The sequence below is a fragment of the Methanococcus aeolicus Nankai-3 genome (genome assembly GCF_000017185.1).
GTDB classification, from domain to species: Archaea; AGJL01; Methanococci; order Methanococcales; family Methanococcaceae; genus Methanofervidicoccus; species Methanofervidicoccus aeolicus.
Genome location: NC_009635.1, coordinates 476,005 through 491,260 on the forward strand (window position 1 = coordinate 476,005; position 15,256 = coordinate 491,260).

General features: G+C 32.4%; 14 protein-coding genes. All 14 read left to right on the plus strand.

Annotated elements, in window-relative coordinates; genetic code table 11:
* Window positions 1–19 precede the first annotated feature (19 nt).
* The 14 genes from MAEO_RS02265 to carB all read left to right on the plus strand — a co-directional run bounded on the left by MAEO_RS02265 (window position 20) and on the right by carB (window position 15,222).
* Window positions 20–784 (plus strand): metal ABC transporter permease, encoded by a 765-nt coding sequence (locus MAEO_RS02265; protein ID WP_011973172.1) that lies wholly within the window; start codon window positions 20–22, stop codon window positions 782–784.
* 123 nt (window positions 785–907) lie between these two features.
* Window positions 908–1,072 carry a hypothetical protein gene (locus MAEO_RS07910; RefSeq protein ID WP_011973173.1) on the plus strand — a complete coding sequence of 55 codons (165 nt, stop codon included), beginning with the start codon at window positions 908–910 and terminating at the stop codon, window positions 1,070–1,072.
* Entirely contained in the window at window positions 1,072–2,175 is a 1,104-nt protein-coding gene (locus MAEO_RS02270; protein ID WP_011973174.1) for a permease, read from the plus strand. The genes MAEO_RS07910 and MAEO_RS02270 overlap by 1 nt, the downstream gene beginning before the upstream one ends.
* 72 nt (window positions 2,176–2,247) lie before the next feature.
* Window positions 2,248–2,487, plus strand: coding sequence for an MTH895/ArsE family thioredoxin-like protein (locus MAEO_RS02275; protein WP_011973175.1), 240 nt, complete (start codon window positions 2,248–2,250; stop codon window positions 2,485–2,487).
* Between the two features lie 146 nt (window positions 2,488–2,633).
* A complete protein-coding gene (locus MAEO_RS02280; protein ID WP_011973176.1) occupies window positions 2,634–3,362 on the plus strand; it encodes a 6-hydroxymethylpterin diphosphokinase MptE-like protein in 729 nt (242 codons plus the stop codon).
* Window positions 3,363–3,817: 455 nt separating this feature from the next.
* On the plus strand, window positions 3,818–5,023 hold the full coding sequence (locus MAEO_RS02285) for an RNA-guided endonuclease InsQ/TnpB family protein (protein WP_011973177.1): 1,206 nt from the start codon (window positions 3,818–3,820) through the stop codon (window positions 5,021–5,023).
* Window positions 5,024–5,098: 75 nt separating this feature from the next.
* A complete protein-coding gene (locus tag MAEO_RS02290) occupies window positions 5,099–6,388 on the plus strand; it encodes a thiamine-phosphate synthase family protein (protein ID WP_011973178.1) in 1,290 nt (429 codons plus the stop codon).
* A gap of 76 nt (window positions 6,389–6,464) precedes the next feature.
* The gene (locus MAEO_RS02295; RefSeq protein WP_011973179.1) at window positions 6,465–7,676 is read left to right on the plus strand and encodes a methionine adenosyltransferase; all 1,212 of its coding nucleotides are present in this window, start codon (window positions 6,465–6,467) and stop codon (window positions 7,674–7,676) included.
* Between the two features lie 233 nt (window positions 7,677–7,909).
* The gene (locus MAEO_RS02300; protein WP_011973180.1) at window positions 7,910–8,449 is read left to right on the plus strand and encodes a pyruvate ferredoxin oxidoreductase subunit gamma; all 540 of its coding nucleotides are present in this window, start codon (window positions 7,910–7,912) and stop codon (window positions 8,447–8,449) included.
* Window positions 8,446–8,715, plus strand: a complete 270-nt coding sequence (locus MAEO_RS02305; protein ID WP_011973181.1) for a 4Fe-4S binding protein — start codon at window positions 8,446–8,448, stop codon at window positions 8,713–8,715. The genes MAEO_RS02300 and MAEO_RS02305 overlap by 4 nt, the downstream gene beginning before the upstream one ends.
* A gap of 1 nt (window position 8,716) precedes the next feature.
* Window positions 8,717–9,868: a 2-ketoisovalerate ferredoxin oxidoreductase subunit alpha gene (gene porA / locus MAEO_RS02310; RefSeq protein WP_011973182.1), complete on the plus strand. Its 1,152-nt coding sequence runs from the start codon at window positions 8,717–8,719 to the stop codon at window positions 9,866–9,868.
* Window positions 9,865–10,758 carry a pyruvate synthase subunit PorB gene (gene porB, locus MAEO_RS02315; protein WP_011973183.1) on the plus strand — a complete coding sequence of 298 codons (894 nt, stop codon included), beginning with the start codon at window positions 9,865–9,867 and terminating at the stop codon, window positions 10,756–10,758. The genes porA and porB overlap by 4 nt, the downstream gene beginning before the upstream one ends.
* 142 nt (window positions 10,759–10,900) lie before the next feature.
* Window positions 10,901–11,974, plus strand: coding sequence for a glutamine-hydrolyzing carbamoyl-phosphate synthase small subunit (gene carA / locus MAEO_RS02320; RefSeq protein ID WP_011973184.1), 1,074 nt, complete (start codon window positions 10,901–10,903; stop codon window positions 11,972–11,974).
* Between the two features lie 62 nt (window positions 11,975–12,036).
* Window positions 12,037–15,222 (plus strand): carbamoyl-phosphate synthase large subunit, encoded by a 3,186-nt coding sequence (gene carB / locus MAEO_RS02325; RefSeq protein WP_011973185.1) that lies wholly within the window; start codon window positions 12,037–12,039, stop codon window positions 15,220–15,222.
* Window positions 15,223–15,256: the final 34 nt, after the last annotated feature.

The window sequence follows — 15,256 nt, forward strand, 5'->3', positions numbered from 1 at the left end:
AAATTTAAAAAGCGATAATATGCAACAATTTATATTAAGTTTAATCACCGTAATATTTATAGGTGGAATTGCAGGATATTTGGGTTCATTAATGCTAACAAAAAGAATGGCATTAGTTGCAGGACCAATTGGACATTTGGCACTTCCCGGTGTTGCATTGGCTTTAATATATGGGTTTGGTATTTTTTACGGAGCTTTGCTTTCAATAGGGGCAGGTGCATTTATTATATGGATATTTAGTTTAAAATCAAAAATACCTATGGAGGCATTAACGGCAATAGTTTTTGCGTCGGGTGTTGCATTAGGATTTTTATTTTTACCATTGGACCATGCAGAAGAGGCTTTAATTGGAAATATATCAAAAATAACATTATTTGATACAGCATTGGCAGTTTTTTTATCCGTCATTGTATTTTTTATAATTAAAAAAATATACAATAAAATAATATTATCAGAAATATCAAGCGATTTAGCTTTAAGCGAAGGAATAAATGTAAAAAAATACAATTTAATCTATTTAATAGCTATTGCAGTTGTGGCAGCCATGGAGGTTAAAATCGTAGGAATATTATTAACTGCGGCACTTGTTGCAATTCCCGCAGCAACTTCAAAAAATATAAGTAATAATTTAAGTCAGTACTCCATTATAGCCCTTATATTTGGAGCAGTTTCTTCAATGGTGGGGCTATTATTGCATAAAATTATAGGTCTTCCAGCTGGTCCGCTTATTATTTTAACTTCTTTTGTGTTATTTTTAATATCCCTAATGGGAGTTAAAAAATAATATTTATTTTTATATACTTATACACTCAAATATATTTTAAAAATATTTCGATATATTAATTAATCGAAAGTTATAAATATAATGATATTAATAATAAAATTTGCAAATTGTTGTGGTGATAAAATGATTATATGGAATTTAAAATGTCCAAATTGTGGAATGCGGATAAGATATGAAGTAGATGTATGTCCATGTATGGCTTCTGAGGTGGAGCTCCCAAATTGTAATAACTGTAATGAAAAAATGACATATGATATTGCATCATTAAAAGGAAGGAGGAAAAAATAATGGATATAGTCGGAACACTAATTTATGCATTTAATGTTGCTGTTGCTACTCTTGTAGATTATTTAAATTTTAATAGAACCGTAGCTTTAATAATCTCCTTCTTTATTGCAGGGGGCATATCTTCAATGATAAATAAAAATTTCATAATAAAATATTTTGGTTCAGAAACTCCAAAACATATTTCTTATTTGGTCGCATCGGTTAGTGGTTGCCTTCTTGCCGTATGTTCTTGCACAATATTGCCATTATTTGCTGGAATATATAGAAGAGGTGCGGGAATTGGTCCAGCTACGACCTTTTTATTCTCTGGCCCCGCCATAAATGTTCTTGCCTTGTTCTATTCCGCGGCACTTCTTGGTTGGGGAATTGGAGCAATTAGGGGCTCGTTTGCTATAATATTGTCCATAATATTGGGTTTAACGATGGCATTATTATTTAGTTCAGAGGATAAAAAAAGAAAATTCAAAATTTCAGCCGAGGAAATATCAATAAGACCAGCATATCAAACAATAATATTCTTTGGAATTCAGATATTAATGTTATTGGCAATTACGGCATCCCATACACTTATACCTTCCCTAAGTGTTGCGTTGTTTAATATTCCCATATTTGGTGCTGTCCTTGTAAAACATATAATTACAGGGGGGCTATTGATATTATTAATAGGAATTGTGAAATCGTGGTTTAATAAGGAAGAAATAAATAGCTGGTTAAGAGAAACGGTTATATTGGGTAAATTGGTAATTCCGTTATTATTATTTGGTGTAGCTCTTGCAGGGGTATTAAGTGCCTTTTTGCCATCAGAACTGGTAAGTCGATTCGTAGGTGGAAATTCACTATCTGCTAATTTCATTGCATCATTTATCGGAGCTCCGATGTATTTTGCAACATTGACAGAAGTGCCAATTGTAAAATCTTTAATGAGTCTGGGTATGGGGGCAGGTCCTGCTATGGCTTTACTTCTCGCAGGTCCAAGTTTGAGTATTCCTACGATTTTAACCATATCCAGAGTTATCGGCACTAAAAAAGCCCTCACTTATTTAGGAAATGTAATAGTGTTATCAACTATCGCAGGACTTATAACTGGAATGATTTTAGGATAAAATAAAATATAAATTAAAAAAATAAGAAATATATCAATAAAAACAAAATTAAAAAAATAAAAGAGTGATAAAATGAAAATAAGAATATTTGGAACAGGATGTAAAAAATGCACAGAAACATACGAAAATGTTAAAAAAGCTGTTGAGGAGCTTGGAATTGATGCCGAAGTAGTAAAAATAACAGATATAAATGAAATATCTGAGTGGATTTTCGTAGCTCCCGGTGTGGCATTTGATGATTTGGTAGTATTTGAAGGAAAATTGCCAACTGTTGAGGAGGTTAAAAAAGAATTGGAAGATTATATCAAATAAAAATAGTGACAAAAAAGAATAATTTTATTTTAGGGAGCTCCGCGGAGCTCCCTTTTATTTTTTTTCAATTTATATTTATATTATTATATGCAATATTATTTTAGCCCATAAATATAATAATTCAATAAACTAAATATTGTGATATAATGAACCTTAAAGAGTGGAAACCAATTTACAATGAAATAATGGACGATTTTGGATTTAGCAAAGAAAATGACTTAAAAAGTGCATATCTATTGAAAGACATAATAAAAAATACAGGGAATAATATTGAATTATATAATTTAGAAAATATTATAAAAAATAAAATTGTTTATATTTTCGGTGCTGGACCATCATTAAAAAAACATATCAAATCATATAAAAATATAATAAATAGCGAAAAAGAAAAAGATAATATTATAATATCCGCAGACGGTGCAACAAAAGCACTTTTAGAGGAAAATATTATTCCTAATATAATAGTTTCCGATTTAGATGGGGATTTAACCTCTATCATTGAACGAAATAATAATGGTTCTATTGTGGTTGTTCATGCCCATGGCGATAATGTCGAAGCTATAAAAAAATATGCTCCTCAATTGAAAAATATTGTAGGGAGCTCCCAGTTTCCAGAGGAAATTGAAAATTTAATAAATTATGGTGGTTTCACCGATGGAGATAGATGCTGTTTTTTAGCTGAGCATTTTAATGCAAAAGAATTAATATTATGTGGAATGGATTTTGGAGAATATACTACAAAATATTCCCGCCCAAATTTAAAAGAGGATATTGAAAAAGCAGACCCCATAAAAATTAAAAAATTGCAATATGCTGAAAAATTAATCAACTGGTTAAAAGAAAATGGAAATAGCAATATAACATTTATACAATGAATAAATTATGTGGGAGCTCCGATAATTTGTAAAATATAATTTTTATATATAGTCAATCTTCGGGACAATTCCACCAAACCCATATTAAAATACAAAATAACCATAATTAAAAAAGGATTATAAAATATGATATAGGACGGAGTAGGGACAGTTTTTGACTTACTATATTCCTAATTGCATAGAAAACATAATATCCTTTATACAATAATTAACTTATTCTATAAGAAGTCCCCTTCCGTAAGGGATTAAACAAAATCCTTCGGATTTTGTAGCCCTCCGCTTCGCTACGGGAGGATGAATTATGATAAAAACTTTTGGTTTTTATATATTTCCTTCGCTTCGCTCGGAAATGTGAGCAAATATTATTTAGCTAAATACAGAAGAAATATATGGATATAAATGATAATATACTAAGTTTTCTTAAACATGTTGATGAACAATGGTGTAAATAATATATGATGAGAACTTATAAGTTTAGGATTTATCCCTCTAAGAGACTCCAAGAAACAATAGAAGAGCATCTAAACATTTGTAGATACCTCTATAACTATCTTTTGGAACAAAAAACTAAAAATCCGAAACTAAACAAAGGAGATACCCAAAAACTAATAACAGAGCATAAAAAGGAAAATCCTGAACTTAAAAAAGTCCATTCCAAAGTCCTTCAAATTATAAACAATAAACTTTGGGGCAGTCTCAAAGCATTAGGAAAACTAAAACAGAATGGGCATAAAGTAGGTAGATTAAGATTCAAATCATCTAAAAATCACTATAAAACGATAGAATACAATCAATCGGGTTTCAAGGTTGATTATAAAACCAAAAGACTCAAACTGTCCAAGATTGGAGAAATTCATATAAAACTACATAGAAAAATCAAAGGAGTAATTAAAGGAATAATTATAAAAAAAGAACCAACTGGTAAGTGGTTTGCCTTCTTTCAAGTGGAAGAAGAACCTAAACCACTACCTAAAACCAATAAGGTTGTAGGTATAGATTTAGGAATCGATGGTTATGCCATCGATTCAGAGGGGAACAAATTTGAAAATCCAAAGTTTATTGCCAAAACTTTGGGTAAAATAAAAAAAGTCCAAAAGAACCTATCTAAAAAGGTTAGGGGTTCTAATAACTACAAAAAGACCAAATTAAAACTTATCAAGGTTTATGATAAACTAAACAATCAGAAAAATGATTTTCTACATAAATTATCAAGATATTACATAAACAATTATGATAAAATAGTTATAGAGGACTTAAACATTAAGTCCATGATTGAAAACAAAAAAGGTCAGAAAACTCTAAACCGCCATATTCTTGACGGTTCTTGGAAAAAATTCATAAACTTACTTCTCTATAAGGCGGAGGGTGCTGATAGAGAAGTAATACTTATAAATCCTGCATATACTTCTAAAAAGTGTTCCAATTGCGGTTGTGTAGTGGATAGTTTAAAATTATCTAATAGACTCTTTTTCTGTCCAAACTGCGGTTGGAATATTGATAGGGATTACAATGCGTCCCTAAATATATTAAAGTCAGGGCTTGGAGAGTCCGTTGTGCCTGCGGAGGGGAGACCTCTACTCAGAGTTATACCTTATATAAAGGTAATCTCTGGGCAAGTATCCCCTATGAGTCAGGAAGCCCCTTCCGTAAGGGAGGGGTAATTCACTATACAACAATGAATAATTAATAACTAATTTATATTTATCTATAATTTATATTAATTTACGGTGATTTTTTTGAATTCTATAAATGTATTATCCATAGGAGGATATGACCCAACAGGCGGAGCAGGAGTTATAGCAGATGCAAAAACCATCGAAATACTTGACTGTAATCCACTAACAATTACTACTACAATAATACCACAAAACAACCAGAAAGTATATTCTCAATTTAATTTACCAAAGGAGGAAATAGAAAACCAGTTTAAATCAATATTTTCTGATTTTGAAGTATCAACTGTGAAGACTGGTGTAATAAATAAAGATACCATAGATCTAATATTAAAATATCATAAAAAATATAATTTTAAAATTATTTGTGACCCAGTTTTAAAATCCACAACAAACCATAATTTTGTAGATAATGAGTTAATAAAAAAATATTTTTCATTATTTGAAAAATCGTGTATTATTACCCCAAATAAAGAGGAATACGATAAATTAAAGGAGTTTGAAGAATACAATGATTTGAAAAATAAAAACATTTACACACTGATTACCGGCGTAGAAGATAAATTATTATTTAATGATATTGAATTAAGAACCTACGGCGGAAAAAAAATAGACAAAGAATGCCACGGCACAGGTTGTGTATTTTCTTCGGCAATTGCATCATTTATAGCAAAAGATTATGATATCGTAAATGCAATAAGGAGGGCAAAAATCGTAGTTGTGGGTTCTGTAATTTATGCAAATAAAACAAAATACGGTTATAATTCAAATCCAGTTTATATAAATAGGGAAAAAGTTATAAAAAATCTAAATTATGCATTATACCTATTGAATAAGGTTAATTTTGAGGATTTTGTTCCAGAAGTTGGTTCAAATCTTGCAGAGAGCTCCCTATTGCCAAAACGATATAATGATGTTGCAGCCCTTACTGGAAGAATTATAAAAAATAAATTAGGCGGAATATTTGTAGTCGGAGATATTGAATTTGGAGCATCGGAACATATTGCTAAAATAATTCTTGCTGCAAGTAGTTTTGACCCCAAAATAAGGAGCTGTCTCAATATACGATATAGTGAAGATACAATAAACCTATTGGAAGAATATAGTGATTTTTCCATATCTTCGTTTAATAGGGGGGACGAACCTAAAAGCGTATCTTCTATGGAGTGGGGAACTAAATTTGCCTGTGAAAATTATTCAAAACAGAACGATTTCTTGGGAGCTCCCGATATTATATATGATAAAGGAGGAGACGGAAAAGAGCCTATGATAAGGGTATTGGGCAATAACTCCATAGAAGTAGTAAAAAAAGTGATAAAAATTATAAATTTAAATAAGATGCATTGTAAATAATGTATAGAAAATTATATATAAAGAATTGTATGTTAGTTTATTTAATTTATTTAATGGCGCATATCAAGGTGATAATTTGGCAAATATAGTAGTTAAAAAATTAAATTCAACACCAATTGAGGAGCTCCCTGTGGAAATTGTGGAGAGAAAAGGAATTGGGCATCCAGATAGTATTTGCGATGGAATAGCTGAGGCAGTTAGTGTTGCACTTTGTAAAATGTATAAAGAAAAAATGGGGGCAGTATTGCACCACAACACAGACCAGGTTGAACTTGTTGGAGGATATGCTTACCCTTCATTAGGTGGCGGAGACATCGTAAATCCTATTTATGTATTATTATCTGGTAGGGCAACAACAGAAGTATTTGATAAAGAAAAATGCGAAACAATAAGACTTCCAGTTGGAACTGTTGCCGTAAATGCTGCAAGAGAATATATTAAAAATACAATCATAAATTTAGATGTAGAAAAAGATATTGTAGTGGATTGTAGAATAGGACAAGGTTCCGTTGATTTAGTTGGTGTATTTGATAGGGAAAATTCAATACCGTTGGCAAACGATACCTCCTTTGGAGTGGGGCATGCACCATTTAGTACAACAGAAAACCTTGTTTTAAAAACTGAACAATTATTAAATAGTAAGGAAATTAAAAAAGAGATTCCAGCTATCGGTGAAGACATTAAAGTTATGGGATTGAGAGAAGGAAAAAAAATAACTTTAACAATTGCTATGGCTACTGTTGATAAATATGTTAATTCCGTCGAAGAATACGAGGAAATAAAAGCAAAAGCAAAAGCAAAAGTTGAGGAGCTTGCAAAAGAATACGCAGACGGCTATGAAATAGAAGTATTCGTAAATACAGCAGATAGTGATAACTGTATATTTTTAACAGTTAGTGGAACATCCGCAGAAATGGGAGACGATGGTTCAGTTGGAAGAGGAAATAGGGCAAACGGATTAATTACTCCATTCAGACCTATGAGTATGGAGGCTACAAGCGGTAAAAATCCAATAAATCATATCGGAAAATTATACAATATATTGGCAAATATAATTGCAAATGATGTTGCAAAAATTGAAGGAGTAAATGAGTGCCATGTTAGAATATTGAGCCAAATAGGAAAACCAGTAAATGAACCTAAAATATTGGATATAGAATTAATAACTGATGAAGGGTATGATGTGGCAGACATTGAGCCAAAAGCAAACGAAATAGCCGAATATTGGTTAAATAATATTGAAGAAGTAAGAGAAAAATTAATGACTGGAGAAATAAAAACATTCTAAATTAATTAATATATTTTTTATCTTTTATCTTTTTTATTTTTATTTTACTATTTTTTTATATAATAAATATTACTTAAATACTTAAAAAGAGCAATATTACTAGTATTTTAATGATTTTTTTACGACCTTTATTGTAATAATATTATACAATTGTCGAAGTTCCGAAACATTTATATAATATGTGTAATTAATACACATATATAATGATAAATAATGATAAATAGGGTGAAAATGTGGATGAGATAAGACTTCATGGTAGGGGAGGTCAGGGGGCAGTTACAGCCGCCGAAATTCTTGCCATAGCTTCTTTAAAAGAGGGAAAATTTTGTCAAGCTTTTCCATTTTTTGGTCCTGAAAAAAGGGGAGCTCCTGTAACTTCATATGTTAGAATAAGCGATAGCGAAATTAAAACAAGAACTCAAATATACAATCCAAATTATGTGATGGTTCTAGACCCAACAGTTATAAATGACCCTACTGTGGATGTTGTCCAAGGACTGGATGATGGAACCATAATTGTGAATACAAAGGAGCCTATCGAGTTTGAGGGCCAAAATACCTATACAATAGATGCCACCAAACTTGCCATTGAAACTCTGGGGGTTCCAATTACAAATACCGTCATGATTGGAGCATTTTTGGCAATATATGATAATATCTCATTGGATTCAGTTATTTCAATCATATCAGAAAGATTTCCGAAAAAACTTGCTGATAAAAATATATTGGCCGTTAAAAGGGCATATGATGAGATGAAAAAGGTGGTCGTATGACATTAGATTATAATAATATAATCATAGGTGGTGTGCTTCCACCTGGAACAAGCGTAGAAAACAAAACTGGAGGTTGGAGGACCTATAAACCAATTATTGACTACGAAAACTGTAATTCATGTCTTTTCTGCTGGCTCTACTGCCCCGATGGAGTGGTAATTGTTGAGGACGATAAAATAACAATTGACTACGATTTTTGCAAGGGATGTGGAATTTGCGAAGTTGAATGTCCAAAAAATGCTATAAAAATGATAGAGGAGGACTAAAATGCAAGGAATGACCGGACATATGGCAGTTGCCACTGCGGTGAAAAATTCAAGTGTCGATGTGGTGGCAGCATATCCAATTACTCCCCAAAGTGAAATTGTTGAGATAATAGCAAAATTTATTGCCGACGGTGAGATGGATTGCGAGTATATTCCAGTAGAATCCGAACACAGTGCATTGAGTGCAGTAATTGGGGCTAGTGCCTGCGGTGTTAGAACGTTTACCGCATCTTGCGGACCTGGTGTAGCATTATTTCACGAGCTCATCCCATGTGCTTCGGGGCTTAGGTTGCCCATTGTTACGGCAATTACAAACAGGTCTTATTCTGCTCCAATATCAATATGGTCAGACCATATTGATGCCTTAGCTCAAAGAGACAGTGGGGCAATTCAGATGTTTTGTGAAAGTAATCAGGAGGCCCACGATTCTACAATAATGGCATACAAAATATGCGAAAATAAAAATGTGTTATTGCCTGCAATGGTATCTCTTGATGGATTTATATTGTCCCATACTGTTGAACCCGTAAATCCATTAGATAATGAAACAATTAAAAGTTTTCTCCCAGAATTAGATTTAGAATATAGGTTAGACTCTGAAAATCCTTACACAATAGGACCAGTTGGGGGCCCAAATATATACATGGAATTAAAATACCAACAGGAAAAGGCCATGAATAATGCCATGGGCACTATAAGAAAAACATTTAAAGAATTTGAAGAGATTACTGGAAGGAAATATGATTTAATTGAAGAATATCGAACAGAAGATGCAGAAACTGTTATTTTAACGATTGGGGCAATAACTACCACTGCACGATTAATTGTGGATGAGCTAAGAAAAGAGGGGGAAAAAGTGGGGTTGATTAAATTAAAAGTATTTAGGCCATTTCCAAAAGAGGAATTGAAAAAAATACTTTCAAGGTTTGAAAAAATAGGGGTAATTGATAAAAATATAGGCTTTGGTTCGGGTGGAATTGTGGCCCATGAAGTTAAATCCTGCCTTTATGATTTAGATAATAAACCAATCATAAAAAACTTTATTGTTGGACTTGGCGGTAGAGATGTAACTTATGACAATTTTAGAACCATATTTAAGTTATTAGGGGACAATAATTCAAAAGAAATTACTTGGGTGGGTGTTAATCTATGAAAATCACAGATATTCCAAAAGAAGAATATTTAGCACCAGGAGCAAGAGCCTGTGCTGGATGCCCAGAACTTCTTGCTTTAAGGTTGGCTTTAAAAATATGTGGAGAAGACACAATTGTTGTTGCACCTACTGGATGTATGGAAGTTATTACTACAATATATCCTGAAACTGCCTGGCGAGTGCCATTTATACATGTTGCATTTGAAAATGCCGCTGCTGTTGCAAGTGGCATAGAAAATGCCATGAAAAGAAAGGGTAAAAAGACAAATATTGTAGTATTTGCAGGAGATGGAGCTACCGCAGATATTGGTTTTCAATCATTATCGGGAGCCATAGAGCGAGAGCATAATATATTATACATATGCACAGATAATGAGGCATATGCAAATACTGGAAAACAGAGAAGTGGAACCACACCTTATGGGGCATCAACAACTACCAGTCCTGCTGGAAAATACAGTATTGGAAAGCCAGAAGAAAAAAAGAATATGCCTTTTATCGTGGCTGCCCATGGAGCTCCCTATATTGCTACTGCATCAATAGGCTACCCATTTGACTTTCTAAAAAAAGTGAAAAAGGCATTATCAATTAAGGGATTTAAATATCTCCATGTCCATGCCCCATGCCCTACTGGATGGGGATTTCATAGTAAAGATGGAATAAAAATTGCAAAATTAGCTGTTCAATCTGGATTATGGACACTTTATGAAATTGAAAATAAAAAATTTAAGATGAACTATAAAAACAAAAAAATACCTGTGAAGGATTATTTAAATATTCAGAAAAGATTTAAACACCTTTCAGACATTGAAATTGAGCATATACAGAAAAGAACAGATACTAGCTGGGAGGAATTGTTAGAACACAACAATAAAAAAATCTTAATTTAATTATTTCTTATTTATTTAAATATCCAATATTTTGGAAAATTATTTATTATTTACTACTAATTTTTAAGCTCAATACATTTACTCAGGTATTAGTCAATAATGACCATACACGGCACAATATAATATATAATAAAGGGATAGTATGACGAAAGCCAAATTAATTTTAGAAGATGGAACTGTTATGCAGGGCAAAGGATTTGGTGCAGAAGGAGTTGCAGTTGGAGAAATCATATTTTGCACAGGTATGACTGGATATGTGGAGGCATTAACCGACCCATCATATAAAGGTCAGATATTAACCATGACCTACCCGTTAATTGGAAACTATGGCGTAAATGAAGAATGGTTTGAATCTGATGGAATAAAAGTAGGCGGTTTTGTCGTAAAAGAGAACTGTTTAACTCCCAGCCATCATAAATCTAAAAAAAATCTTGATGAATTTTTAAAAGAATATGATGTCTGCGGAATATCCGACCTTGACACAAGAAAATTAACAAAAAAAATAAGGACTTATGGAGCCATGAAAGCAGTTATTGCAGTTGGAGATATCGAAATAGATAATGAAGAATTATTAAAAAAAGTTAAATTGCACAAAAATATTTCAGAATTAAATTTAGTCTCCGATGTATGCGTAAAAAATCCAATAATATTGGGAGGAGGTAAAAAGACTGTGGTTTTAATCGACTGTGGAGTTAAAAAATCCATAGTAAATCAGCTAATTGATAAAAATATAAATTTGGTCATTGTCCCATACAATACAAGTTATAAAGATATATTGGAATATAATCCAAATGGAGTGTTTATTTCAAATGGGCCCGGAGACCCTGCTGTCCTAAAAGAAACAATAAACACCGTGAAAAACCTTATCGGCAAAGTTCCAATATATGGAATATGTTTGGGGCATCAAATAATATCACTGGCACTTGGTGCTAAAACGAGAAAATTAAAATTTGGTCATCATGGATTAAACCAGCCTATTAAGGATTTGGAAAATGGAAGGGTATATATCACTTCCCAAAATCACAACTTTGCAGTTTCTGATTTGCCCGATTGTATGGACATTACACAGATTAATTTAAACGATAACAGCATTGAGGGAATAAAACATAAGGAACTACCAATTGTCGGAGTTCAATATCACCCGGAAGCCAAACCTGGTCCTCATGATACATACGGATTCTTTGACGATTTTAATAAGATTATTAAACAATATTAATATATGTTAATATATAATATTAACTTACATTATTAATTTATATTATATAATTTGGTGGTTTTATGCCAAAAAGAGAAGATATTAAAAAAATAATGATAATAGGTGCTGGCCCAATAATTGTGGGGCAGGCATGTGAATTTGATTATTCTGGTTCTCAGGCATGTAAAGCTTTAAAGGAACTGGGATATGAAATAGTTCTTGTAAATTCTAACCCTGCAACAATTATGACTGACCCCGAGATGGCAGATGAAATATATATAGAACCTTTGGTGCCCGAGGTCGTTGAAAAAATTATTGAGAAGGAACAGCCCGACGCAATACTACCTACCCTTGGAGGACAGACTGCACTAAACTTGGCAGTTGAATTGGCCGATAAAGGAATTCTTGATAAATACGGCGTTGAATTAATTGGTGCAAAATTAGATGCTATTAGAAAGGCGGAGGATAGGGAGCTCTTTAAAGAAGCCTGTAAAAAAGTTGGAGTGGATGTGTTAAAAAGTGAAGTTGCATATACTGTGGAAGAATCCCTAAGTATTGCAGAAAAATTAGGCTACCCTGTGGTAGTTAGACCTGCATTTACCCTTGGGGGAACAGGAGGAGGTGTAGCATTTAATCCAGAGGAGTTAAAATCAATAGCTTCAAAGGGATTGGAATATAGCCTTAAAAATCAAATATTGATAGAAGAGAGCATAATTGGTTGGAAGGAATATGAATATGAAGTAATTAGGGATTTAAACGACAATGTAATTATAGTATGCACCATTGAAAATATTGATCCTATGGGGATACATACAGGAGATAGCATTACAGTAGCTCCAACTCAAACACTTAGTGATGAAGAATATCAATTATTAAGAGACTATTCCATAAAAATCATTAGAGAAATTGGGGTTGAGACCGGCGGAAGTAATATTCAATTTGCAGTTAATCCAGAAAATGGGAGAATTGTGGCAATTGAAATGAACCCAAGAGTAAGCAGGAGCTCCGCACTTGCAAGTAAGGCAACAGGTTATCCAATTGCTAAGGTTGCCGCAAAATTGGCTGTTGGTTTAACTCTTGATGAAATTAAAAACGAAATAACAGGAACTTCCGCAGCATTTGAACCCACAATAGATTATGTGGTTGTAAAGATTCCAAGATGGGATTTTGATAAATTTTCTGGTGTTGATAATACCTTAACAACCCAGATGAAAAGTGTTGGGGAAGTTATGGCTATGGGTAGAACTTTTGAAGAATCATTTTTAAAGGCATTGAGAAGTTTAGACCATTATAATATACAATATCAATTTGATGGAAAAAGATTAAATTATACAAATCCAAAAGGCGGACTAAATAGAATATATGATTTATTTGAGATTTTGAAAATAAAAGAGATAGATGAAGTTTATAAAATAACTAAAATAGACCCTTGGTTTCTGAATAAGATTAAAAATATAATGGAGCTCCGGAGCTCCATAAAAAGTAATACAAATCTTGACTATGAAACACTTTTAAAATTAAAAAAATATGGAATATCTGATAAAATAATAGCCGATATTTCGGGAAAATCGGAGAAAGAGATAAGAAATCTAAGAAAAAAATACAATATAATTCCAAAATACAAAATGGTAGATACCTGCGGTGCAGAATTTGAGGCAAAAACACCATATTACTATTCAACATATAATGACGAGGAGGACGAAATAAAGGAAATAAAGGAAATAAAGGATATTGGCAGTGCAAATAGTAAGAAAAAAATTATAGTATTGGGTTCGGGACCCAATAGAATAGGTCAGGGCATAGAATTTGATTATTGTTGTGTCCATACAATAAAATCCCTAAAAGAGGAGGGTTTTGAAACAATAATGGTAAATTGCAACCCCGAAACAGTTAGCACCGATTTTGATTTGGCAGACAAACTTTACTTTGAACCACTATATCCCGAGGATGTTTTAAATATAATTGAAAAAGAAAATCCTTACGGCGTTGTAATTCAAGTTGGGGGACAAACTCCTCTTAATCTATCGAAATACATTTCTGACAATATGATTGTTGGAACTCCAAAAGAATCCATTGATTTAGTAGAAGATAGAGAGAAATTCTCAAATATATTGAATGAATTAAAAATACTACAACCGCCAAATGGAATAGTATTTGATGAAAAAACAGCCGTAGAAGTGGCTGAAAAAATTGGATATCCTGTATTGGTTAGACCTTCCTATGTGATTGGTGGAAGGGCTATGCATATAGTATATAATAATGAGGAATTAAAAAAGTATATGAAAGAGGCAGTTATGGTTTCACCGGAGCTCCCAATTTTAATTGATAAGTTTTTGGAAGATGCTATTGAAGTAGATGTAGATGCCATTTGCGATGGTGAAGATGTATTTATCGGCGGAATAATGGAACACATAGAAGAGGCAGGAATACATAGTGGAGATAGTGCCTGTGTGATACCCACACAAACATTATCCAATGAAACATTAAATATTATAAAAGATTACACAAAAAAATTATCATTAAAATTAAAAATTAAAGGTTTGATAAATATACAGTATGCCATAAAAGATAATACAGTGTATGTTTTGGAGGCAAATCCAAGGGCTAGTAGAACAATACCTTATTTAAGTAAAGCTATTGGCATATCTCTTGCAAAGATTGCAGCAAAAATCATGGTTGGAAGAAAATTAAAAGATTTAAATGTTGTGGAAAAAATACCCGATAAAGTATGCGTCAAGGAGGCTGTATTTTCATACGGCAAATGGCCAAATGCAGAGATTTCCCTATGTCCTGAAATGAAATCCACAGGAGAAGTTATGGGCATAGATAAGGATTTTGGACTGGCATATTATAAAGCCCAACTGGCTGCTGGTATGGAGCTCCCAATGAATGGAACTGTATTTATAAGTGTAAATGATGATGATAAAAACAAAATAATACCAATAGCAAGAAAGTTTGAAAATTTAGGATTTAAAATAGTGGCAACAGAAGGAACCCATAATATATTAACCAATAACGGAATAGCAGTGGAAAAAGTATTCAAAATAAGCGAAGGGAGACCAAATATAATAGATTTAATAAAATCTAGAAAGATAGATTTAATTATAAATACTCCAAAGGGAAGTGCATCAAAAGAAGACGAATATCTAATAAAAAGAACTGCAATAGATTATAAAATACCATACATTACCACAACCAATGGGGCAAAGGCCACATATAATGCCATTGAAAATATGGGCAATATGGATATTGAAGTGTATAGCATATAGAATAATATAAACAAAAAAAGAAATAAACAAAAAA

Bases quoted from the DNA above. Each gene is read 5' to 3' on its own strand.
- MAEO_RS02265 (WP_011973172.1), top strand. From the start codon at position 20: ATGCAACAATTTATATTAAGTTTAATCACCGTAATATTTATAGGTGGA.
- MAEO_RS07910 (WP_011973173.1), top strand. From the start codon at position 908: ATGATTATATGGAATTTAAAATGTCCAAATTGTGGAATGCGGATAAGA.
- MAEO_RS02270 (WP_011973174.1), top strand. From the start codon at position 1,072: ATGGATATAGTCGGAACACTAATTTATGCATTTAATGTTGCTGTTGCT.
- MAEO_RS02275 (WP_011973175.1), top strand. From the start codon at position 2,248: ATGAAAATAAGAATATTTGGAACAGGATGTAAAAAATGCACAGAAACA.
- MAEO_RS02280 (WP_011973176.1), top strand. From the start codon at position 2,634: ATGAACCTTAAAGAGTGGAAACCAATTTACAATGAAATAATGGACGAT.
- MAEO_RS02285 (WP_011973177.1), top strand. From the start codon at position 3,818: ATGATGAGAACTTATAAGTTTAGGATTTATCCCTCTAAGAGACTCCAA.
- MAEO_RS02305 (WP_011973181.1), top strand. From the start codon at position 8,446: ATGACATTAGATTATAATAATATAATCATAGGTGGTGTGCTTCCACCT.
- porA (WP_011973182.1), top strand. From the start codon at position 8,717: ATGCAAGGAATGACCGGACATATGGCAGTTGCCACTGCGGTGAAAAAT.
- porB (WP_011973183.1), top strand. From the start codon at position 9,865: ATGAAAATCACAGATATTCCAAAAGAAGAATATTTAGCACCAGGAGCA.
- carA (WP_011973184.1), top strand. From the start codon at position 10,901: ATGACGAAAGCCAAATTAATTTTAGAAGATGGAACTGTTATGCAGGGC.
- carB (WP_011973185.1), top strand. From the start codon at position 12,037: ATGCCAAAAAGAGAAGATATTAAAAAAATAATGATAATAGGTGCTGGC.